This window comes from Paraburkholderia aromaticivorans (assembly GCF_012689525.1).
Taxonomy (GTDB): Bacteria; Pseudomonadota; Gammaproteobacteria; order Burkholderiales; family Burkholderiaceae; genus Paraburkholderia; species Paraburkholderia aromaticivorans_A.
This window is the reverse complement of the sequence record NZ_CP051514.1, coordinates 511678-534560: the sequence shown is the minus strand read 5'-3', so window position 1 is coordinate 534560 and position 22883 is coordinate 511678. Positions and strand designations below refer to the sequence as shown.

Sequence of the window (22883 nt, the reverse complement as noted above, 5' to 3'; positions counted from 1 at the left end):
AGAGGTATCGACAGGACTATCGATGGGCAGGCACGGCGGGACTCGACCAATCATTTGCTAGCCCCATTCTTTGCACCGCGAAAGCAACGTTTTTTGGACCCGATCACCAGTAGAAGCGCCCGGAGTTTCTTCGTCCGCTTGCATATCAACGCCTGACCCTTCAACGGCTTCACGTTTTCCGGTCAGTCACATCGAGACTGTCGAGCAGTGCGATCGCTGCCGTAACGTCCTGGCAGTCCAGCCCTTCGGTGAAAGCGCTGACAACTGGCCTGAGCACGTCCTGCGCCTCCCGGCGTTTTCCGTTGGCTTTCCACAAGCTGGCCAGGGATGTGGCTGCACGGAGTTCGATAAGTCTCGATCCAACCGACCGCGAATCGGTCAGCGCGACGTTGAACCAGTGTTCTGCTATGGCGTCGTCAGATCCAGAATCGAGCAGTTCGGTCACACCGCGGGAGTAAGCTAACTCAATCAACGACAACAATTGTCCGGTGCTTGCGCATTCAAGGCGACCCGTTTCGATGTCGCGCCGCGCGTCATCGAAACGGCCCAGGTGCGCAAGCGCTTGCGCCCGCCAGGCGTACATATATCCCGAGTCCACGCGCCCCCCTCGGGCCGCAAGATCTTCGATCGCGTGCGCCAGGCGCGCCTCAGCCTGTTGGTGCTTTCCGCACCGCTCGAGCGCGACACCCTCTGAGGCCATCGCCCAGCCTTTCCAGAACGGAAGATTCTGCGTGTCGCAGAGTTCAATGCAGCGATCGCACAGATCGAATGCCGTCTCTTGGTCACCCGTTTCTGAGAACGTCCGCGCAGCGATGCTCAGCGCCATCGACAGTACAAACGGCTGCGCAATTGCCGTCGCATGATCGACAGCCATTTGCGCATGTTGCCTTGCCTGATCGAAGCGGCCAGTAGCCAGATGGCAGTAGCCTAGCCAGTTGCACGCGGCCACCCTCGGGTCATAGGTTGGGCCAAAGCCGCCTCGCCGGTCTGGTTTGTATAAGTCGAGGACAAACTCGAGCAATTTTGTACATTGCGCGAATCGACCCTGCTGGTGGAGAATCGGACCAACGCAGGCGTACGCGACGATCTTGCTATCGATATCCTCTGCGCTTTCGCCCAGCGCGACGAGTCGTTCCGCGATGGCAAGCGCATTTCGCGTATCCCCCCCCACATACGCACACGCAAGGATACCCGATAGCCCCATGATCAAAAGACGTGAATCCGTCACCTGGCCGATCAACTCTTCGACGCGCGCCCACAACGCCGCTGCCTGTTTGCACGCATAGCCTGTGAGCACCCAATGGCAGGCGGCGCCCTGAACAAGGAGTCGCACCTCGTACTCCGCACGGTGTTCGGTGGCCGTCTGATCGATCAGCGCCAGCCCTGCATCGACATAATCCAGAGCCTCGCGATGACGGTTCTTCGCCATTGCCGACCGCGCAGCAGTACGCCACTGTGGTAGTGCAAGGTCAACCAGATCCGCGCGTGTCAAATGCAATGCAAGCAATTCGGGCTGGGTCCTTGCTCTATCCTTTAGTTCATTGGCAAACGCGTGTGCAATTGCCGCGTGAATCTGCTTTCTCCGGCTAACCAAAAGCCCATCGTAGGCGACCTCGCGCACGAGCGCATGCTTGAATCTGTACACGGTTTCGCTACCGCTTCCATGCCTGAAGACCAGCCCGCTCCCGACGAGGTGATCGAGCGCTTCCTGCAAGCCGGCATCGCCAGTCGGCACGATTGCCGCTAGCAACTCGTGGTCAAACTCTCGGCCGATACATGCCCCGATCTGCGCTACCTCCTTTGTCTTCCCGAGATGGTCGAGGCGTGCCATCAGGGAGTCCTGGATCGTTGACGGAATCGCTAATGGCGGCAAGGGTCTCGTCAGCTCCCAATGGTCGCCCGCGTCACGCAGGAAACCTGACTCGAGCACCGCCTGTGTGAGCTCCTCTACGAACAACGGTACCCCGTCGGTACGTTCGAGAATCTGGGTTAGCAATTCCTCGGGCAATGGCTTGCTGCCGACGAGTTGATCAGCAATCGCTTCCCCTTCGCGCCTTGACAGGCGGTTCAAGTGCAGCAGCGTGACGTTGCCGTTCCCGGTCCAGGGTGGCACGAATTCGGGGCGACAGGTCACAAGAAGGAGTATGGCTGCCTGATGTATCTGCTTCACCATCAGCGCCAACGTCTCGAGGGTTGCCGGATCAGCCCACTGTGCGTCTTCGCAGATCATCAATACGGGCTGACGTTTCGCAAGATGCAGTATCTGCTCGACCACCGCAACTATGGTTTGCTCCCTGTGCTTTTGAGGAGAGAGCATCTGCACCGGATAACGATTGGCCGGCAGCGAAAGCAATGCGGCAAAAAACGGTGCTACGAACGGCAACTGGTCAGCGCCGAGGTCCAGTGACGCTTCGAGCTTGTCGAGCTTCTGCTCCGTAGTGTCTTCGCGTTCAAATCCACAAGCACGCTCCAATGGTTCGACAAGTGGGTAGAAGGCCGAGCCGTTGTGATAGGGAGAACACTGATAGAACTGTCGCAGATGAGGTGTATCGGCGAGATGTTTGCTCAGTACACGCGCGATGCGACTTTTCCCAATGCCAGGCTCCCCGCTCAGTAACACGACCTGACCATCGCCGTCGCGTGCGCTTTCCCACCGGGCAAGAAGTATGGCAACTTCGGATTCGCGACCGACAAAAGGTGTATAGCGGCTCTCTCGGGTGGCTTCGAAGCGGCTCTCGTTACGCATCAGGTCCCGGACGAGATATGCTTTTACCGGACCGCTGATGCCTTTAAGCATGTGTTCACCGAGATCTTCGGTCCTGAAGGTATTGCCGAGCAAGCGATGGGTGCGTGACGAAACCACGATCTGGTCAGGACCGGCCAGAGCGGTCAGACGCGCGCCAAGGTTGGGAGTCTCGCCCACCGCCGCATTCGATATGGAATCATCGCCCGCGCCACTGTCGCCGACGACGACCGAACCGGTTGCGATGCCGATATGCACTCGCAGCGGGATTTGGCCTGGAACCTTGCCGACGGCGGCGACGATATCGAGCGCAGCACGCACGGCGCGCTCCGCGTCATCCTCATGCGCCTGCGGAAAGCCGAAGTACACGACGATGCCGTCGCCGACGTATTGCGCCACATGACCGGCGTAGCGGGAGACGATATCGCTGCATGTGCGCTGGTAAGCGTGCACGAGATCCCTGAGCATCTCCGCGTCGAGTTGCTGCGTAAGCTGTGTCGAACCGACGAGATCGCAAAACAGGATCGTGAGTTGACGGCGACCGGCATCCTTGGCCGGTTGCGATGTCGGGGGCGGTACGCGCCCGTCCTTGTCAAGCGTGGAGATCGCTTTTAGCAGGAGCCTGCGGTGCCCGAGCAGCACGCCAAGTTCGACGAGATCCTTCTCCGAGAGGAGCGGCAGCGAATGCAGGTCGATCCCATGGGATTCGAACAATGGCGCGTAATGGTCAAGCCCGATGGGGCGCAGCCACAATGCGAGCGTATCCATGGCCAGACTCCAGTGACGACCGCAACTTGCTTGCCAGCCCGGGGCATCTGGCAACGAGCAAGAAATGGAACGGCGTCAGTTAGTTCATACCGTAGTAAGGGGATGGCTTGTGGGCAAGGCGCATTTTTGCAGGTATGCAAACCATGCGTCATGCACGTGGGGAAACTGTCTGGAGGTGCGTTGAAGGTCTGGAGAGTATTACGCGGTTGCTGGCAGCGAGACCTGACATTCGCGGCTGGCAACAGGTGGACTTCAGAAAAGCGATCTGTAGCCGCCTCACCGATATCGTTAGCTGAATGTCGGTTAAGGCCGAGATGCTTCTACAGGAACATCCGGCAGGTTTCAGAGTGACTCAGCCGTTCGAATGACGGTTTTGTGGGATGGACGAGCGGCAACAATTGGCCGGGGAACGAAACCGCTCGCGCGGTAGGGGGCTCCGGCTAAGCGTGGTGGTTTGTGAGGGGTCTGCTGCGGGGTTCCGTATGTTGGCGAATGAGGCAATCCGCCTCGTTCTCCAGCAGGAGCCGAATCATGACCTCTCAACCGAGCGTCAGCCCGCTGCGTCAGCGCATGATTGACGACATGCACATGCGCCAGCTCTCTCCCAAGACGCAAGCCACCTATCTGCGCATCGTGCGCGAGTTTGCCCGGTTTCTCGGGCGCTCGCCCGATACCGCCACCATTGAGGATCTGCGAAGCTACCAGTTGCATCTGGTCGATCACGGCATATCACCGGTCTCGCTGAACGCTGCGATCACCGGACTGAAGTTCTTCTTCGAAGTCACGCTCCACGAGCCCGAACGGATGGCCCGGATGCAGCCCGTGCGCGTGCCCCGCACACTGCCCGTCGTCCTCAGCCCCGATGAGGTACGACGGCTCATCGCCGCAACGGGCAACCTGAAGCACCAGGCCGCGCTGTCAGTCGCCTATGGGGCCGGACTGCGCGCCGGCGAAGTGGTAGCGCTCAAGGTCGGCGATGTCGATAGCCAGCGCATGACCCTGCGCATCGAACAGGGCAAGGGCCGCAAGGACCGCTACGCGCTGCTCTCGCCGGTGCTGCTTGAACGTCTGCGGGTCTGGTGGCGCGTGGCCCGTGCCCAGGGCAGGATGCTCGACGGCGGTTGGCTCTTCCCCGGGCTCGATCCCGTCGATCCGCTCACCACGCATCAACTGAACCGCGCCATTCATGCCGCCGCCGAGGCGGCCCAGATCGACAAGCGCGTGTCCATGCATACGTTGCGCCACTATGTACCCTTCCGGGTTATGTCTTGTAGCCGCGTGATAGCGCGTATTCCCGGGCAAATGCGCAACGCGGGATAGAGATAATCTGGGCTCCTTCCACCCGCTCCCCAGGTCGGGGAAGGAGTTCGTCGTGAAGTACGTCATTCATGATCAGGTCGTTCTCTCGCGAGAACCTGAAGGTCCACTCGCAGCCCATTTATCATCCTTTGCCAACTCCATCAGCGCGCAGGGTTACAACGTGTGGTCCCTGAAACGGAAGGTCCGGATCGCCGCATGTTTCAGTCGATGGCTTAAACAGAGAGGTGTCGAAGTACGGGATATCGGCCTCGATCACGCAACACGATATTTACGCTATCGTGCCCTGCATTTCCAGCCTCGCAACGATGATCGGGCAGCGCTCAGACAGCTTATTGATTTTCTTCGTGGCGAAGGCGTGGTTCCGCCTGAGCAGATGGCAACAATTCGGATTTCGCCAGCTGAGCGGTGTGTACAGGAGTACGAGGAGTACTTGCGCAATATTCAAGCTCTCGCCAGAGCCACAATCATTCATTACGTGCCGTTCGTCCGAGAGTTTCTCAAACATCGTTTCGGCGACGGGAAGGTCATGCTATCGAAACTACGTGCGGCCGATGTCGTGCACTTTGTGCAAGTTCAGGCGCCACGACTGCATTTAAAACAGGCGAAGATTATGACCACTGCCCTGCGATCCTTTCTGCGCTATTTGCGCTATCGCGGCGACATTACGCTGGACCTCGCTGCCGCCGTGCCCGTGGTCGCCAACTGGTCGATGCCGTCAATTCCCCGGGGAATCTCAGCAGACCAGACACGGAAGTTGCTGGATAGCATCGATCGACGGACTGCAGTCGGTCGTCGCGACTACGCGATCCTGCTGGTGCTCGCGCGATTGGGGTTGCGCTCCAGTGAGGTGGTCTTCCTCGAGCTCGATGATATTGACTGGGACGCAGGTCAACTGAGCGTGCGCACCAAGGGTGGACAACGCATCGAGCTACCCTTACCTGCGGACGTCGGCAAAGCCATCGCCGCCTACTTGCAACATGGGCGGCCGAAGAGCGCCAGTCGCCGCGTATTTTTACGTGCACGCGCGCACATCACCGGCTTTCGTGGGCCAAGTGGTCTCGGCTGCGTCGTTCGGCGTGCACTTAAGCGCGCTGGCATCGACGCGCCCACAACGGGTGCCCATCAGTTTCGCCACGGACTGGCTACCCAGATGCTGAACCATGGAGCTTCGCTCAGCGAGATTGGCGAGGTGTTGGGTCATCGTCACCCACAGAGCACGATGATCTACACTCGGGTCGACATCAAAGCATTGCGTGAACTCGCGTTGCCCTGGCCCGGAGGTGTACGATGAACGCGCTTCGGCAGGCTGTTCAGGATTACCTCGATCTGAGGCATAGCCTGGGATTCAAATTGAGGGAGGAGAGCACGGCGCTACCAGATTTCGTCGCGTTCATGGAACAGCATCGAGCTTCTTACATTACGCAGACGTTGGCCCTCGCCTGGGCTCGGCAACCCGCAAATGTCCAGCCCGACCGCTGGGCGCAACGAATGAGCTGGTTGCGTGGGTTCGCGCGATATCGTAGTGCTACCGATCCCCGCACGGAAATACCCGCACCGGGTTTATTGCCATTTCGACCGAAGCGGGCTCGGCCGTACCTATACTCGGCCGCCGAGATCCGTAGCCTGCTACAGGCGGCGCTGCAGATGCCATACCACTATGAACGGGGTGCACTGCTGCCCTGGACCTATCATTGCCTGTTCGGGCTGTTGAGCGTGACGGGCATGCGCCTGGGTGAAGTGCGCAATCTCGAACTTCAGGATGTGGATCTGACGGAGGCGATATTGACGATCCGAGGCGCGAAGCTCGGAAAGACCAGACTCATTCCTTTGCATGCCTCGACATGCAAGGTGCTCGCGGACTACATCACGCGGCGTGAGCATCACTGGGCGGGTCGACCGGTATCCCCCTATCTCTTTGTTTCCAGTTGGGGTAACAGGATGGATGTCGGTGAGATCCATCGCACTTTTTATTCATTGTCGCGACAGATTGGTTTGCGCGGGGCATCCGACAGTCGCGGGCCGCGTCTGCACGACATGAGACACGTTTTCGCGACGAACGCACTTGTGCGCTGGTACAAGTCTGGAGATGACCCGGAGCGCCGTCTGCCCATCCTGTCAGCCTACCTCGGCCATGCTCACGTCGCGGATACCCAGTGGTATCTGAACGGCTCGCCTGAACTGATGCGCGAGGCGATGCGCCGGCTCGAACAACTCTGGGAGGACCGGCCATGAATAAAGCTGCCACCTTTGCTCCGTTACTGGAGCGGTTCTTCACGCAGCGCCTGATGCAAGAGCGTCAGGCGAGTCCTCACACCATCGGTGCCTATCGCGATTCCTATCGTCAATTCCTTAAGTTCGTGCAGCAGCGCCTGCATAAGTCACCGTCGCAGCTAAACCTCGAAGACATCGATACTCCTCTGATCGTCGCGTTCCTGGACGAAATTGAGAAGAACCAGGGCGTTAGTGTTCGCACCAGAAATCTGCGCCTCGCGGCGATTCACTCTTTCTTTCGCTACGCCGCTTACGAAGCACCAGACCATGCCGCCCAGATCCAACGGGTGCTTGCCATCCCCAGCAAGCGCTTCACCCGTACGCTGATTCACTTTCTGACGCATCCAGAAGTCGACGCCTTGCTTGCCGCGCCTGATCAAGGCACGTGGTCTGGCCGGCGCGACCACGCCTTTCTATTGGTCGCGGTACAGACCGGTCTGCGCCTGTCCGAGATGACGGGACTCAATCGCGAGGATGTGGTGCTTGGCACCGGCGCACACGTGAGGGTAATCGGAAAGGGTCGGAAAGAGCGCTGTACCCCCATCGCGAAATCCACTCGCGCCGTACTGAAAGCGTGGCTGCGAGAACCACAACGCGGCGATGGCGCAGTACTTTTTCCCAGCGAGCGGGGTGAACGCCTCAGTGTCCATGGTGTGCAGTACTTGCTAAACAAGCACCGCAAAACCGCGTGTGAAGTTTGCCCGTCATTGAAGCAGAAGCGGGTCACTGTCCACTGTTTGAGACACACTATGGCCATGGACCTTCTGCAATCAGGCGTTCGTCGCTCGGTCATCGCGTTGTGGCTCGGGCATGAATCGGTGGAAACCACGGAGATCTATGTCGAAGCGACCCTTGCGATGAAGGAACAGGCCCTTGCGAAAGCAACTCCGCGACGCGGCACGCCAGGACGCTTCAAGCCGACAGACGAACTCCTCGGCTTCCTGAACAGTCTTTAACCTCACCAAATTATGTCGGGTGATCGCTTGAGCGATCTGCTTGACGACCCCGCAATCTTCGGTCGATCGTCGAGGTTCAATTGTGTCACCCGACATAACCCGGAAGGGTACATAGTGACGCTAGTACTAAACCGCTGACGCGGTAGTGGGAGGAGTGCGAGAGCTGATGGCTGACGTTCATTGTCGCGGTGAGCTGACGCAGGATCCCAACGAGGGGACGCAGATACCTCCAGGAGCAGTATGTGGATGCCCAACCGGGCTCCACCACTGCTTCCAGGAGGTTAGTCATGACGCCGCTGCGCCAACGCATGTTGCACGACATGGAGATCCGTAATCTCGCCGAGAACACACAGAAGTCCTATCTGATTCAGGTATCCAGTTACGCCCGTCACTTTCACCGTTCGCCCGAACTGCTGGGCCCCGACGAGATCCGGGCCTGGCTCATCTATCTCCGGGAAGAGCGCAAGCTGGCACCCGGCAGCCTCGGCCCAACGATCGGCGCACTCCGGTTTCTCTACCGTGTGACGCTTAAGCGCGACTGGAGCGACGAGGATTTTCCCTTGCCGAGGAAGCCGTTCCGACTGCCGGTCGTCCTCAGCCTGGAGGAGATCACCACCTTCTTCGAGTCGGTCGCCAGTCTCAAGCACCGCACCATCCTGATGACCGCGTACGCCGCCGGACTGCGGGTGTCGGAAGTCGTGCATCTGAAGGTCACCGATATCGACAGCAAGCGCATGGTTATCCGTGTGAACCAGGGGAAGAACCGTAAGGATCGCTATGTAATGCTCTCCCCGAGGCTACTCGACATCCTGAGGCTGTACTGGCAGGACGCCCATCCGAAGGAATGGCTCTTTCCAGGCAGCATTCCGGGGCGGCCCATCACCCGCCATGCCGTGGGCGACGCATGCGAGCTTGCGCGCAAGCGCAGCGGCATCGCCAAACCCGTGACACCCCATTCTTTGCGGCACGCGTTCGCCACGCATCTGCTGGAAGCCGGTACTGACGTGCGCCGGATCCAGCTGCTGATGGGCCATAGGTCCCTATCGACAACGTGCCGTTACCTGAAGGTGGCCACCAGCACCGTGTGCGCCACCACCAGTCCCTTCGATCTGCTACCGCACCCTGCACCCATTCCATCCCCGCCACCTGCGCCCGAGTACTTCTGAGCGCAGTCATGCGGCCGGCGCTCGAAGTGGCGGACATTTTCCGCCAGTGTGGGCCCAGTTTCCGGCTATCCCATGCCGAGGGGCTCAGTCGTGTGCAGCGACGCGTGATGAGTGCCATCGAGCTGTGTCGTACCGCAGCGCTTGGTGCCCATCTCGAGCAGTGCGATGCATGCGGCCATCAGCGCATCAGTTACGACTCGTGTCGTAACCGGCACTGTCCGAAATGCCAGTCACTCGCCCGCGCGCAATGGCTCGAACGCCGGCATGCGGAACTCCTCCCCTCGACCGAGTATTTCCATGTCGTCTTCACGCTTCCCGAAACCATCGCCGCTCTCGCGTTCCAGAACAGGAGGACGCTCTACGATCTGCTGTTCCGCGCCAGCGCCGAAACGTTGCGCACGATCGCCGCCGATCCGAAGCACCTGGGCGCCGAGATCGGCTTCCTCACGATCCTGCATACGTGGGGACAGAATCTGCAGCATCACCCTCATGTGCATTGCGTTGTGCCGGGCGGCGGCATCTCCCCGGACGGCGAGCGCTGGATCGCCTGCCGTCCCGGCTTCTTCCTTTCCGTGCGGGTCCTGTCACGGCTCTTTCGCCGCCTGTTTCTCCAACAGCTGCGCCGCGCTTACGACGCCGGCGGGCTGCGCCTGCACGGTCAGTTCGAATCCCTGAGCGATCCCGTCGAATTCGCAGCCTGGCTTGCACCCGCGGCACGGGCGGAGTGGGTGGTCTACGCCAAACCACCCTTTGGCGGTGCCGAACACGTGCTCGATTACCTGGGCCGCTACACCCACCGCGTCGCCATCTCCAACAACCGGCTGCTCGCCTTCGACGGGCACACCGTGCAGTTCTGCTGGAAGGACTACCGGCACGAGTCCAGACAAAGGACCATGACGCTCACGGCCGACGAGTTCATCCGTCGCTTCCTGCTGCATGTGCTGCCTGACGGCTTCAAGCGCATTCGCAGCTACGGGTGGCTCGCCAACTGCCACCGTGCCGACAAGCTCGCCACCTGCAGGCAGCTGCTCGGTGTCGAGGCTCCCGCTGCTGCCGCAGCCGAGCCCGGGGAAGACTACCGTGACCGCTACCAGCGACTCACCGGCAAGTCACTGCGCGACTGCCCCGTATGTGGCAAGGGACACATGCTCCGCATCGAAGACATGCCCGGCAGCCTTCCACGAGCCCCGCCAGGTCCCACCCATGCGCGCTAGTTGCCACCGCACCTGTTTCCGTACACGTTCGCCTTTCCTGACGAGGCCAACGCGGCTGCACTCGTGCCTTCGATCTGCTGGCGCACCAGCGTACTCCAGAATGGCGGGTGATTTGCCGCTTCACGCGCACATTCCCGCTTCCTTTACACGTGATGCTTCCCACTCTCGCCGGAAGTCCGTGTCTGATCACCCCTGCAAGACATCACAAATTACCGCGGCGGTCATTCAATGCCCATAGCGGCCACCGCCTGCGGAGCGGTTTAGCACAAACGTTTTTTTGATTACCGGTCGCGGATCAGGTCCGACGACATGGCGATGCGCTGGTTGCCGCGACCGCCAACCAAAAAAACCTCTGCCTAATGGAGCGCACTCCATTACCTGCCGCAACCGCCATTGCCCGAAGTGCCAGGCCAGTGCCGCGCGCCGCTGGCTCGAAGCACGCCAGGCCGACCTGCTACCGGTCGAGTACTACCACGTCGTCTTCACGCTGCCCGCGCCCATCGGTGCCATCGCCTGGTACAACAAGGCCGTCATCTACGCACTGCTGTTCGACATCGCTGCCGAAACGCTGCGCACCATCGCCGCTGATCCGAAGCATCTGGGTGCCAGCATCGGCGCCACGCTTGTGCTGCACACCTGGGGCTCGGCGCTCACGCATCATCCGCACGTGCACGGCATTGTCCCCGGAGGGGGCCTGTCGCCCGATGGCGAGCGCTGGATTGCCTGTCGGCCCGGCTTCTTCCTGCCGGTGCGGGTCCTCTCCCGCCTGTTCCGGCGCCGCTTCCTCGAAGCACTTGAGGCGACGCACCGGTGCGGCCAGTTGCAGTTCTTCGGCGAGTATGCGCGGCTCGCCGATCCCGCGGCCTTCGCCCGGTGGCTCGCGCCACTACGCGCCTGTGAGTGGTTTGTGTATGCCAAACGTCCCTTTGCAGGGCCCAAAGCCGTGCTCGCGTACCTCTCACGCTATACGCACCGCGTCGCGATATCCAATCAACGCCTGGTCGCTTTCGATGAGCACGGTGTGACCTTCCGCTGGAAGGACTATCGGGCAAAGGGGCGCACGCGCTACAAGACCATGACGCTTGAGGCCGGCGAGTTCATGCGCCGCTTTTTGCTGCACGTGCTGCCTGACGGGTTCCATCGCATCCGGCACTATGGGCTGCTGGCCAACCCGGTGCGCCGCGCCCGTCTCGCGAAAGTGCGTGAACTGCTGCACGTCGCGACCGCGGTCAACGCATCACCCCACGAATCCGTCATCGAAATCCGCCCCGTCTTCATCTGCCGGCACTGCGGCGCACCGATGGTCGTCATCGACATCCTGGAGCGCACCGCACCGATTCGCGCACCACCGACGCAAGGCCACCTATGAGCGTAGTACTTCATGGACGTGCACACCGACCGTCGGCTCTACGGCAACGCGGGCCGCGAGTGGACGTTTGTGTCTGCCGCTTCGCGCAACCCCTCGCACCTCCGCTTCACCATCCCGATTGCGCGATTGCATCGCATCACCACGGCGTCCGCGCTCAACCAGTATCCCGTTCGCCAGAGCATCCTCTCGCATAGTTGAGGATCCCGGACCATCAATCGCCATAGCCACCCAGGATTCCAGCCGCATCGGACCACTCCGCGGTTTCCTCCCTCGAGGCTTATTGGACGCCTGCCCACACGCGCCGCAGCACACTCGCAGCCATGTGATTGAGGGCAGGCGCCCAATAACCCTTAACGGGAGTGTGAGTTCGCCGATGCAGGAAACTGCCGTCCGGCTGCTCGATGCCGTCACCGTCAGCAATCCGCCGCATTGCTGACGTAGAGCCCAGCCCGCCCCAATGACGGCTCAGGCCGATGACTTGCCCTTGGTCGACGGTGCGCAGTGACCGCTGCACTCCGATACCCGCCGCAGCGCGCGCATCGGCAAGGTCGCTTTAGTTGGCTCTTTTGCCCCATGCTCTCCTCTCGTTCTTGCCATGGAGGTCGTCAAAAGCAAGGCAGTCAGCGTTCAGGGCACTAGCAGCTCCCTGGACGCCGGCGAGTCCGCTGCCAGTCCCCCCTTATAATTGCCGAATCGATAGTGATTTCACCGGCGGAGAGCCTCACTTTATGAGTCAGCCACATGGGCGATATTCGGGATCTCGAGACAAGGGTCCGCGTCAGTCGCGCCAACCTTCGAAAACGACATCACACCGGCAGAACAAGCCTTATGTAAAAACGCCGCCCGCGCGAGACCCGGCCCAGACGGCGTCCATTTTTAAAACGCGTTCATTCAAATGGCTGGTCGACGCGGTGGGCGCAGAGAATATCGCGCTGGGACTCGATTCCAACCTGACACGCGTAGCCGAGCTGATCAACGGCGAGAGATTCACACCCGAGACGGCCTTCCACATTGAAACGACTCTCGGGCTACCCGATGGGTTTTTCGATCAACCCAATCCTGCTCTCACGTCCGAGACCATCAGTCGTTTGAGGGCGCCGCTCGACTTTATAGCCGCGCATACAGAACCGGAATCATCGGACGCGCAAGCATTGGAACCGGCTCCTGTAATAGCCGCGATTCGCCACCCTACCCCCACTGACCGTTTGCCCAGGGAATCAGAAATGTCAAAGAGAACCGCTGGCGGCTCACCACAGGCCGCCGCGAAGAGCAAACCTACTGCGGCAAAGACTGCCACGGTTCCCTCGTCGAAACCGGCATCAGCGAAGCCCAGATCGTCGATGAAGTCGGGGGCTCAGCAATCCCTGCTGCCACTAAACGACATGGCGGCTCTGCAAAACATCCGTCGCGCGAACCTGCACGTACTCACCTCCCGTAAGGGCTCGAAGGTGCGACTCAGCGAGGTGATGAGTATCAGCGCCTCTAATCTGGACAATCGTCTGTATGGCCAGAAGCGCATGGACGAAGCCGAAGCCAACCGTTTCACTGAACGCCTTGGGCTGCCAACTGCCTGGCTGGACGTTCCGCGTTCAGTCACGGACATTCCTGAGCCAGTGACGGTCCTGCTCGATCCGCAGTCGGGTCGATCTGCACCTGATCAGGGGGATTTGCCCGCCGCGGTAGAGCCGGAAGCAGCGGTGGCAAGAAAGTCCACGGGTAGAAAAGCAAAACCCGCGAGCGATCGACACGCTCAACCGTCTGAGCCGGATCACACCGGCGCCGCCGCCGTGACGAAGGCAGTCTTGGAGGAACAGGATGCGGAACTCCCGCCTGCCTCAGATCTGGTAACCCGGCAACCTGTTGACAACGATGCCTCACCGTCCGCCTCTCACCAGCAGCCAGCGCCGACTCCCATCACAGAGGTCATCGAGGCACCGCGCCGTTCTGCGTCCGTCACCAGCCTGGACGATCTGACAGGGATCGAACCGATCGCAGAGGCGCTGATCAAGACGCTCGCAGGTAAAGCACGAACCGGTCGTCTGGACGAAATGAAAGCGCTGGAACTGTTGCGACAGATCGTGTCGCTCTGACCTGAACGAAAATTGACCGGAATTTTGCGGCGGCCGTGCCGCCAGGGAATCGGCCGCCTTTTTCAACACACGTCACGTTTCAGGTTGCTGAGAAGATGACTGTCTGTGAGCACTGGATGTGCGTCAGGCATCGCGCCTTCACCGCCCAACCCGCACAGCCGCTATAGCCGTTCATGGCGCCCTTCGGAGTAGATGAGGCCGTCTCGCACTCACGGCCACTGCTGGCGCGCGTGCTTCACGCGCAGGATCGTCACGACTTCATCGCTTGCGCGATAAAACACCGACATAGTTGCGGTGAACGATCATCTCGCGCGTACCGCGCAACCGTCCGGCACGGTACAGCGTTGGACGCCCGCGCGGGCCTTCAACCTTGGTGCGGATCTTCTGCACCAGCTCAACGGCCGCATCGGCATTGTCGTGGCCGATGTAGTCGAGTATGTCAAACAGGTCGTTTTCCGCCTGGACCTTCCATTCAAGCCTTCGCACGCTTGCCCTTCCGCATCGCCTCGATGCGCGCACCGGCCTTCTCCATCACGTCGTCGTGCGCGACCGTTGGGCGCGGATCGTCGATCGCCTCCTGCACCTGCTGACGGACCCATTCGTCATAGGCGGCGGCGCTGGCATGCGTGGCCTTCATCGCCTCGGCGCGGTCCGGCCGGCTCTGCCGCCTGGATCCGACCTCGTCCGGCCGCCACGCCTCGAGCGAAAACCGCCCCGTCTGCAGGCCGAGCTCGCGGATCACCTCGAGCGCCTTGACCGGGTTGCGGAACGCCCGCGGGCGGCGGTTGTTTGACGTGACCAGCACGGCGGTACCGGCGGTACGGGTCTCCAGCTCGACATAGAACGCACCACCTTCGGCCTTCAGGATGGCGGAGAGAACGCCGCCGGCCTGGGCAGCGGCGGTCGCTTGCGACACGTCGAGTGTTTTCATGGCACGACCTATAAATGATGCTGACACGGTTAACAATACACCGTGGCAGCGTCATCTGTCGATCCTGCGACCGGCTTGACGTAACACCTCCTCAACTTTCTAAGGCTTTTTCATCCACTTCGCGAGCCAGCTTTCGTTCTCGACCGAAATAGCGTCCTCGCATGATTTGACGAAGATGGACCACGATGGAGGTTTGTTCATCGGAGGAGCGTGCCACTGATCGATCAGTTCTTCGAGTCTGCGCGCGGTACCGTTGTAACTCATGACCAGGAAGTCGTAACGATCGGCGGCAACATGGGCCGACAATGCCGCGCTGATCGTCGTGACAACTGCGACCCACGCAGCGAGACCGGATGGCGTAGCCGTGCGTGCAGATTCGTTCTGACTCAGAAATGCCACAGTTGCGCTCAACACGGTTCCAATAAGTCCGATGGCAAGCTCGGCCCTGCGAAACGTGGTCAGCCGCTTCGCGTAGAGCCTCGGCTTGGACAGGTAGAAGTCATTGATCTGTTGCTTGACTCGTTTCTCGATATATTCGTCCTCGTTCATCATCGTTGGCGGGTTCGAGATGGTCACAGTGACGTTCGATAAATGCTGCTCCAGATCTTCAGCCGGCTTTTGAACCGCATGGGTCCGCTCGTTCAGCACGGTGACCGGATCGTTGCCGTCATAGGGCCGCGCTCTTGCGCAGAACATGTAGACTTCAGTCTTGAGCCCTTCAGAGACGGAACGCGCCCGGGTCCAGGTGCGAATTGCATCCACGGAAACCATGTGCGCTTTCACGTACGTGGCGACGGCAAGCGCGATAGCACTCAGCAGCGCGCAATTCGCACGAGTTTGCGACATGTCCGATGGCAAGGTCGCCGACAAGGTCGCGGCGACCGCCCCCACGACGTTCAGAACGAGCGCGGCGAAACGTCCATACACTACCCCGGCCTTCAGCTTGTCCGCGGCTCGGGACCATTCGATCCGGCGGCGCCAGATTTTCGCAATGACTTCGTCGTTCATGGCTGCGATTTCCACGGCTACCTCTATCATTGGCTACTGCTTACGCTCGGTGATTTTGCCATTCACCCCAGTCGAGATCGCTTTCCACACGGCATTGCTTGAATCCAGCTTCGTCAGGCGTTCGCCGATAGTGCGGCTGTTCTCGAACAACACCAATGTCTTCTCGCACGCGGGAGGACATCGCCGAGCCTGCAGTAGCTCATCGCCACGTCGCGGTTGCTCAGATCGGCCTAGGCCCTGCGCTCGCTGATCGCCAGGCTTGTTTATACGACTTGCGCGCCGCATCGAGGTTGCCGTGGGCATGCAAGGTGTCGCCTTTGTTCATATAGCGTGTTTCACGTCGGTGTTCGGCCTCCGGTGAACTCGATGGGCCGAGTTTTTCGTAGTAGTCCGCCACCTTCGCGTTGACGATTTCCATCAGATCGGGGCGAGCACGACGACGGTCACAGTCGCCACAGCAGCGCGCGTGAGGTACCTATTTGGGCACGCCGAATCGACGACGTTCGTCTTCTGTCAATTGCCGCCCCACTTTTCTGGAAAGCCTAGCGATGGTTTCTCCGGTTATCGGCAGGCAGACATCGCAACTCCACAGCCGCACCGTACTGTCGTAGCCCGCGCTCGCCAGCGTCTTGCCGTCCGGCGAAAACTGCACGCTATTGACGGCGCCGTCGTGCCCGCGCAGCACTTGCAACTCCTTGCCGCTTTGCACATCCCATAGCCGCACCGTCTTGTCGTCGCTCGCGCTTGCCAGCGTCTTGCCGTCCGGCGAAAACTGCACGCTATTGACCGCGCCGTCGTGCCCGCGCAGCACCTGCAGCTCCTTGCCGCTTTGCACATCCCACAACCGCACCGTCTTGTCGTCGCTCGCGCTTGCCAGCGTCTTGCCGTCCGGCGAAAACTGCACGCTATTGACCGCGCCGTCGTGCCCGCGCAGCACCTGCAGCTCCTTGCCGCTTTGCACATCCCACAACCGCACCGTCTTGTCGTCGCTCGCGCTTGCCAGCGTCTTGCCGTCCGGCGAAAACTGCACGCTATTGACCGCGCCGTCGTGCCCGCGCAGCACCTGCAGCTCCTTGCCGCTTTGCACATCCCACAGCCGCACCGTCTTGTCGTCGCTCGCGCTTGCCAGCGTCTTGCCGTCCGGCGAAAACTGCACGCTATTGACCGCGCCGTCGTGCCCGCGCAGCACCTGCAGCTCCTTGCCGCTTTGCACATCCCACAGCCGCACCGTCTTGTCGTCGCTCGCGCTTGCCAGCGTCTTGCCGTCCGGCGAAAACTGCACGCTATTGACCGCGCCGTCGTGCCCGCGCAGCACCTGCAGCTCCTTGCCGCTTTGCACATCCCACAGCCGCACCGTCTTGTCGTCGCTCGCGCTTGCCAGCGTCTTGCCGTCCGGCGAAAACTGCACGCTATTGACCGCGCCGTCGTGCCCGCGCAGCACCTGCAGCTCCTTGCCGCTTTGCACATCCCACAGCCGCACCGTCTTGTCGTCGCTCGCGCTTGCCAGCGTCTTGCCGTCCGGCGAAAACTGCACGCTATTGACCGCGCCGTCGTGCCCGCGCAGCACCTGCAGCTCCTTGCCGCTTTGCACATCCCACAGCCGCACCGTCTTGTCGTCGCTCGCGCTTGCCAGCGTCTTGCCGTCCGGCGAAAACTGCACGCTATTGACCGCGCCGTCGTGCCCGCGCAGCACCTGCAGCTCCTTGCCGCTTTGCACATCCCACAGCCGCACCGTCTTGTCGTCGCTCGCGCTTGCCAGCGTCTTGCCGTCCGGCGAAAACTGCACGCTATTGACCGCGCCGTCGTGCCCGCGCAGCACCTGCAGCTCCTTGCCGCTTTGCACATCCCACAGCCGCACCGTCTTGTCGTCGCTCGCGCTTGCCAGCGTCTTGCCGTCCGGCGAAAACTGCACGCTATTGACCGCGCCGTCGTGCCCGCGCAGCACCTGCAGCTCCTTGCCGCTTTGCACATCCCACAGCCGCACCGTCTTGTCGTCGCTCGCGCTTGCCAGCGTCTTGCCGTCCGGCGAAAACTGCACGCTATTGACCGCGCCGTCGTGCCCGCGCAGCACCTGCAGCTCCTTGCCGCTTTGCACATCCCACAGCCGCACCGTCTTGTCGTCGCTCGCGCTTGCCAGCGTCTTGCCGTCCGGCGAAAACTGCACGCTATTGACCGCGCCGTCGTGCCCGCGCAGCACCTGCAGCTCCTTGCCGCTTTGCACATCCCACAACCGCACCGTCTTGTCGTCGCTCGCGCTTGCCAGCGTCTTGCCGTCCGGCGAAAACTGCACGCTATTGACCGCGCCGTCGTGCCCGCGCAGCACCTGCAGCTCCTTGCCGCTTTGCACATCCCACAGCCGCACCGTCTTGTCGTCGCTCGCGCTTGCCAGCGTCTTGCCGTCCGGCGAATACTGCACGCTATCGATCACGCCGTCGTGCCCGCGCAGCACCTGCAGCTCCTTGCCGCTTTGCACATCCCACAGCCGCACCGTTTTGTCCCTGCTCGCGCTCGCCAGCGTCTTGCCGTCCGGCGAATATTGCACGTCAAAGACCGCGCCGTCGTGCCCGCGCAATACTTCTTTGTACGTATAGCTGCTTTGTGCCCGCTGGATCATTGCTGTGGCCTTCGGAATCGGGTTGACTTTCCACGCTGCAATGGCAAGCAATAAGCTCTGGTCGGGATGGTCGCGAACGAGGTTTTCGGCATTTGCGGCGAGTTCGCCCGCAACTGCCAAGTGCTTTGCGAGCATCGCCTGCCACGCGGCAACTCCGGCGATCAGCGCAAACAACAGCGAAAGCGCCGCGCAGACAACTGCAACCAGACTCTTGCGCCGGCTGGCGACCGCAAACGCTTCGGCTTGCCGCTTTTCCTGCTCTGCTCGCTCGGCTGCACTTTTCTGCAGCGCGGCTTCAGCTTCTAGGCTTCGCAGCCTGGCTTCGCTTGCCTCGCGTTCGAGGCGGTCGCGGTCAGCTTTTTCCTGACTCAGGCGTTCAAGGCTCGCCTGGATGTAGCCGTCGACTAGCGAATATGAGCCCTCGCCCGTGTGGCGTGCCGCCCAAACGCTCGCGTCGCCGCGTCCGCTGACCCGCTCGCGCCAGCGCAGCGCCCGGTCGCAATCACTCTCATCAAGCCAGCCGCCTTTTTCCTTTTGCCGTGCTGCGCGCTGCTGCCATTCGCGCAGTTCGACGACGTCGAGCGCTTCCTCACCGAGCCATCGCTGGAAGCGGCCCCACTGGCGGAACAGGCTTTCGTGGCTGATATCGATCAGCGTGTCGTCGCGGATCGGCTCTCGCATGGAAGGAAGCAGAAACCCGACGCCGTCAGCGCGGAAGGAGTCGATCACCGCAAGCAGATTCGTGCACTCGGTTGCGCCGACATGTTCGGCCAACTGGCGCAGCTCCTGCGGGTGGCGCACAACGCGGCCGTCGCGCCGCTCGACCAGCGTGAGGAATAGCTGACGAGCCACCGATCGGCATTCGGGCGCAAGTGCGTCGAAGATCTCTGACGCATGATTGTCGATTGCGAAAGCGAGCTTGGGGGTCGCCGCGATTTCCTGCGTGTCGCCTGCGTTCGAGTCCGCCCGGCGAGGCGGAGCGCACACCACCTCGAAGTCGCCCTCCTCGATTCGTTCACGGCCGTTCGCGTGGGCCCGATTCCACATCCGGAGCAGGGCGTGCTCCAGGATTGGCAACTCGTCCTCGCCGCCGAGTGTGTTGATGAGCTTGCTGACCAATACGGGATCGATCTCGCCGCCCGCGAGCGCCAACGGAGAAGCGATCACCGACTTGAGCTGTTCAGGGCCGAGCCGCGGAGTGAGATAGATCCCGCTGTTGATTGCCTCCGGCAAACCGAAAAACGCGACGCAGTTACCCAGAAAATCGGAGCGCATCGTCACCACGACGTAAATCGGGACGTCTTCCGATGCCGATCGCAGCAAAAGCTTGATAAAGGCCTCCGCCTCGTCGACGTTTTTTTGACGATAGCGAAAGATCTCTTCGAACTGGTCGACCACCAGCAGCAGCGCCTGTCCGGCGAAACGGTCCGACCTCTTGAAATAAAGCTCGGTCAAAGCGAGCGGACTCGACGCCAGCGTTGCACTCAGTGACGACACCGACATCGCGCGGTCGTCGTCGTCGACCCAGCGCTCGTCCTCGGTGAGCGCGAGAGCAAGGTGAGCGAGCGGCGCGTTGCCCGGATTGATGACACACACATTCCAGTTGTGTCCGGCAGAGGCGAACGCTCCGCGGTGGAGTGCCGGGATAATCCCGGCGCGCACCAGCGAAGACTTCCCTGTGCCTGACGCGCCGAGCACCGAAATGAAGCGCTGCCGGTTCTGCAGTTTGAGGAGCAGTTCGCGCACGTGTCCGTCACGGCCGAAGAACAGCAGCGCTTCTTGCTCCGTGAATGGCCTCAGGCCGACGTACGGAGATGGCAGCTTGAGCGTGAGGCGCTTCATCGCGACAGTCCACGCACAAACTCGACGAGGCCGTGCTCGGAAAACTGCACGACATCGTCCGACTCAATACCAAACTCGCTCGCGACGCTGCCGCTTTCCAGATAAACGCCCCAGCGGGCGACAGGCAGGCTTCCCTCCGCGACCTGGTTCAGGAAAAACACCAAGCGGTTGTAGACCGTAGCGTACTTGGCGCGGTCGGCGTAGATCGTGATTCCGGCGAGACAGGGCTTAAGCAGCTCCTTGATGTCAACACCGTTAGCGCCCAGCGGCGCGCTCGGCGGCAGACTTCGGATGTCCCAATGCTCGCCCTTGAGGATTGCCCGCACCCGGTCTTTGAGGCTCGATTCGCTCGCGAGATCGTCCAGGAAAACGCACTTTCGGACAGGTCTCGAGCGGTTTTCGGCGAGCTCGGTCGTCTGCTGTGCCCTAACTTCTTCTTCCTTTGCCGTTTCTTCTTTCACTTTTCGCAACCTTTCGACAACTTCGCTCGTAAAGGTCGCAAGGTTGGTCGCACGAAGAAATTTGGTCTCGAACAGCTTCGCATGTGCCGGATCGGAGATTTGTCCGACGTGGGGCAAGTGCTCGCACCATTGCATGATTGCGATTGCGGCTGTTTCCGCGCGCTGGAACTGGAGCTGAGGCAACGGCGCGACAAAGCCCCTGGCCTTGCGGCCTGCGGCCGGCGAAAGCAGTTGCACGAATAATTCGCTGCGTTTGAGGTCTTTGGCGATGCAAGCGTCGAATTCTTCCGCGCTTAGACCGATGTAGTCGCCATCAGGCAGTACCGAGATCCCTTCAGGCTCGAGCGCGACCTTCACTGCGTTGCGCGCCGCTTCCAGGTCATCGGTCACGTCCGCCAGAAGTATTATTCCGAGTGGCGGCTTGACCACCTGAACCATTGCCGGGGGACCTGAGGGTGTGGTCCTTGACTGAGCCGCGCTTGAAGCGTGGCCCCTTTGCTGCTCGCGAAACCGCAAGTCGATCGCGCCGCGAAGCTCATTCAATACCCGCCAGTAATGCTGCTGGCTCTCGGGACCACTTTCAAGCGGAGTGGGAAAGCCGGCCAGAATCGGCGAGGCCGCGTCGATCGGCTGATGCCAAAATTTGGCGTGAATCAACCGCTTGCGCAGATTCTCGACGTTGGCGGGTACTCCCGTAAGCTCTTCGTAGGGGGCAAGCTCGACGACGAAGACGTCGGCCGGCTTGGCTGGGTCGTCGGAATGGCTGGAGACAAAGTGTTCCAGCTCTTTTCCACACCAGGCCGAGTCGACGTAATTCTGTGAAAGCAGGATAACCAAAAGCCTGCTTGCGCAAACCATTTCGACCAGGTCATCACTGAAAACATCGCCCGGCCGCAACCGATGGTCGATGAAGAGATCTTTCTTTAGAACGCCCGGGCCAATGTTCAGGTTGCGCGCGAGCGCGGTCACCCATCCGAACTTTGTTCCCGCGCCCTCTGGGACCTCATTGTCGGCGTGCGCGTAGCTTATGAACACATCAAGGCCCGTAACCAACGCCACACTTTCTCCGAAGAGTCTTGTCAGGGCAAAACCTTCCCGCTCGTTAGCCGATGCTTGGCTGGCGCAATCCCGACGAAAGCCGTGTGCGAGCTTGCCCCCATTTTATAGGTATTTATAGCGCAATGGCCAAGAGCAGTGCCACATGGGAGCATTCGCTCAAGATAGATTATTTTTATGCAGCTTGTGGAAGGTCTGTTATAAACGGTTCCCATCAAGGCAGACTTCTTACGTGGTTGGCGACTGGACATGGGATAAAAAAGCAGCTGCACAACCCGAACTCCGAGAGCGTTTTGCCGCCGTCTTCGGCCGGCCGCCTGCCGGCGAGCTTGGAGACTGGCTCGAGTGGTTTCACCAGGAGATCGTCAAGTTCCGCAGATCTTCCTCGGCGGTGACTGTTCCGGCACGCGTTAGTACCAGTCGGATTGTCGGATGATCACTAAACTGGTTAAGACGAATGGGCGACTTGAACTCGATGACCGGAATCCGAAGTTGATCCTGCGACAAAAATAGTCTATACACGTACCAGGGAACGGCGCGCCGAGGTCTAGTGGCCGCTTGGCGCCTGTTTACTCCTGAAAAATCCGCAGTGAATTGACGAAGCCCGCGATCGATTCGAGAGCCATACCCCGGTCAGCGCATCGAGCGCGCTACGAAATTCGATATTTCGCGGAAGACTTTTCCTGGGGTGGGACGTACGGCCTGAGCTTGATGAGCAAGCCGTCCACATCGTTTGCGCCAAGCTTCCGTTTTGTATGCGAGCGATGATCTGGTTTAGCTTTGCCAAGTCTTTTAGCGGCAGCGTCATGGCTTCCTCGGTGCTCGACAGCATGCAGAGGGCAACCGACCACACGGCCCCTCGCCAGACCCGATGCCGTGCAGTTCGGCCCACCACGGGTAACTGCGCCGTCGCATTTACAAAGCCTATCGCTTGGCCGACAATGAATCTGGGCGCCGTATCTCCGCTGAACGTGACGCCCATGTGTGCGCTTCCAGTGCGGAACACACAGTGCCGGACATTCTTGGAAAGGCCCCGTCGAGCTCCCTACCTGCTGAGGGTAGTTCGTTCAACGG

At 60.8% G+C, this 22883-nt stretch carries 14 protein-coding genes and 2 pseudogenes; 9 read left to right on the top strand and 7 right to left on the bottom strand.

Annotated features, from left to right (window positions below):
* Positions 1-169 precede the first annotated feature (169 nt).
* Entirely contained in the window at positions 170-3511 is a 3342-nt protein-coding gene (locus HF916_RS02375) for an adenylate/guanylate cyclase domain-containing protein (protein WP_168787673.1), read from the bottom strand.
* A gap of 531 nt (positions 3512-4042) precedes the next feature.
* Here HF916_RS02375 and HF916_RS02370 point away from each other — a divergent pair.
* The 9 genes and pseudogenes from HF916_RS02370 to HF916_RS02330 all read left to right on the top strand — a co-directional run bounded on the left by HF916_RS02370 (position 4043) and on the right by HF916_RS02330 (position 13897).
* Positions 4043-4831 (top strand): tyrosine-type recombinase/integrase, encoded by a 789-nt coding sequence (locus HF916_RS02370; RefSeq protein WP_168787672.1) that lies wholly within the window; start codon positions 4043-4045, stop codon positions 4829-4831.
* Positions 4832-4883: 52 nt separating this feature from the next.
* A complete protein-coding gene (locus HF916_RS02365) occupies positions 4884-6122 on the top strand; it encodes a site-specific integrase (RefSeq protein ID WP_168787671.1) in 1239 nt (412 codons plus the stop codon).
* Positions 6119-7063 (top strand): tyrosine-type recombinase/integrase, encoded by a 945-nt coding sequence (locus HF916_RS02360; RefSeq protein WP_168787615.1) that lies wholly within the window; start codon positions 6119-6121, stop codon positions 7061-7063. Before HF916_RS02365 ends, HF916_RS02360 begins: the two co-directional genes overlap by 4 nt.
* On the top strand, positions 7060-8058 hold the full coding sequence (locus tag HF916_RS02355; RefSeq protein ID WP_168787670.1) for a site-specific integrase: 999 nt from the start codon (positions 7060-7062) through the stop codon (positions 8056-8058). The genes HF916_RS02360 and HF916_RS02355 overlap by 4 nt, the downstream gene beginning before the upstream one ends.
* 287 nt (positions 8059-8345) lie before the next feature.
* On the top strand, positions 8346-9224 hold the full coding sequence (locus HF916_RS02350; protein ID WP_168787613.1) for a tyrosine-type recombinase/integrase: 879 nt from the start codon (positions 8346-8348) through the stop codon (positions 9222-9224).
* 8 nt (positions 9225-9232) lie between these two features.
* The gene (locus HF916_RS02345; protein WP_168787612.1) at positions 9233-10438 is read left to right on the top strand and encodes an IS91 family transposase; all 1206 of its coding nucleotides are present in this window, start codon (positions 9233-9235) and stop codon (positions 10436-10438) included.
* Positions 10439-10751: 313 nt separating this feature from the next.
* Positions 10752-11807 (top strand): annotated as a pseudogene (locus HF916_RS02340) (IS91 family transposase); the annotation flags it as partial.
* 12 nt (positions 11808-11819) lie between these two features.
* Complete coding sequence (locus HF916_RS02335; RefSeq protein ID WP_168787668.1) at positions 11820-12005, top strand: hypothetical protein; 186 nt, start codon at positions 11820-11822, stop codon at positions 12003-12005.
* Between the two features lie 530 nt (positions 12006-12535).
* Positions 12536-13897 (top strand): hypothetical protein, encoded by a 1362-nt coding sequence (locus HF916_RS02330; protein ID WP_168787667.1) that lies wholly within the window; start codon positions 12536-12538, stop codon positions 13895-13897.
* A 209-nt stretch (positions 13898-14106) separates the two neighbouring features.
* On the opposite strand, the pseudogene HF916_RS02325 reads toward HF916_RS02330, so the two are convergent.
* The 6 genes and pseudogenes from HF916_RS02325 to HF916_RS02300 all read right to left on the bottom strand — a co-directional run bounded on the left by HF916_RS02325 (position 14107) and on the right by HF916_RS02300 (position 21812).
* Positions 14107-14383 (bottom strand): annotated as a pseudogene (locus HF916_RS02325) (type II toxin-antitoxin system RelE/ParE family toxin).
* Positions 14370-14828 (bottom strand): hypothetical protein, encoded by a 459-nt coding sequence (locus HF916_RS02320; protein WP_168787666.1) that lies wholly within the window; start codon positions 14826-14828, stop codon positions 14370-14372. Before HF916_RS02320 ends, HF916_RS02325 begins: the two are co-directional and overlap by 14 nt.
* Before the next feature lie 99 nt (positions 14829-14927).
* Positions 14928-15836 carry a DUF4231 domain-containing protein gene (locus HF916_RS02315; protein ID WP_277352265.1) on the bottom strand — a complete coding sequence of 303 codons (909 nt, stop codon included), beginning with the start codon at positions 15834-15836 and terminating at the stop codon, positions 14928-14930.
* Positions 15837-16056: 220 nt separating this feature from the next.
* The gene (locus HF916_RS02310) at positions 16057-16254 is read right to left on the bottom strand and encodes a hypothetical protein (RefSeq protein WP_168787664.1); all 198 of its coding nucleotides are present in this window, start codon (positions 16252-16254) and stop codon (positions 16057-16059) included.
* Between the two features lie 57 nt (positions 16255-16311).
* Complete coding sequence (locus HF916_RS02305; RefSeq protein ID WP_168787663.1) at positions 16312-20292, bottom strand: WD40 repeat domain-containing protein; 3981 nt, start codon at positions 20290-20292, stop codon at positions 16312-16314.
* Complete coding sequence (locus HF916_RS02300; protein WP_168787662.1) at positions 20289-21812, bottom strand: toll/interleukin-1 receptor domain-containing protein; 1524 nt, start codon at positions 21810-21812, stop codon at positions 20289-20291. The genes HF916_RS02305 and HF916_RS02300 overlap by 4 nt, the downstream gene beginning before the upstream one ends.
* Positions 21813-22883 lie beyond the last annotated feature (1071 nt).